This is a genomic window from Halomonas elongata, from assembly GCF_029081005.1.
Taxonomy (GTDB): Bacteria; Pseudomonadota; Gammaproteobacteria; order Pseudomonadales; family Halomonadaceae; genus Halomonas; species Halomonas elongata_B.
Window position 1 is genome coordinate 1 of record NZ_JAJQTQ010000133.1, and the last position, 373, is coordinate 373.

At 66.0% G+C, this 373-nt stretch carries 1 pseudogene; it reads left to right on the forward strand.

Annotated elements, in window-relative coordinates:
* Nucleotides 1-373, forward strand: a pseudogene (locus tag LU493_RS19775) (hypothetical protein); the annotation flags it as partial.

The window sequence follows — 373 nt, forward strand, 5'->3', positions numbered from 1 at the left end:
GCTCAGCTCAGCGGGCCGCTGATCAGCCCGCAGCTGGCTTTTCACCCCGGTGCGTTGCTGCGCTCGCGCGGGCGGGTGATCGACGCGCTGAATATTGACGAAATCCGCTGGCCGCTGGCCGGGGTTAAGGTCACTCAGCAGGGCGTCGATGGCCGCCTGCAGGCGATCCTTCGCGCCCATGAGCAGCAGATGGGCGACTTTACGCTGCATCTGGACGGTCAGGCGAGCGATTTTCTGCCCGACAGCGGCCGCTGGCAGTGGCGCTACTGGGGCGAGGGACATTTTACCCCGATGCAGGCGCGCTGGGATGTGAAGGGCAGCGGGGAGTGGCGCGACAATGCTATTACCCTGAGCAGCCTCTCCACCGGCTTCG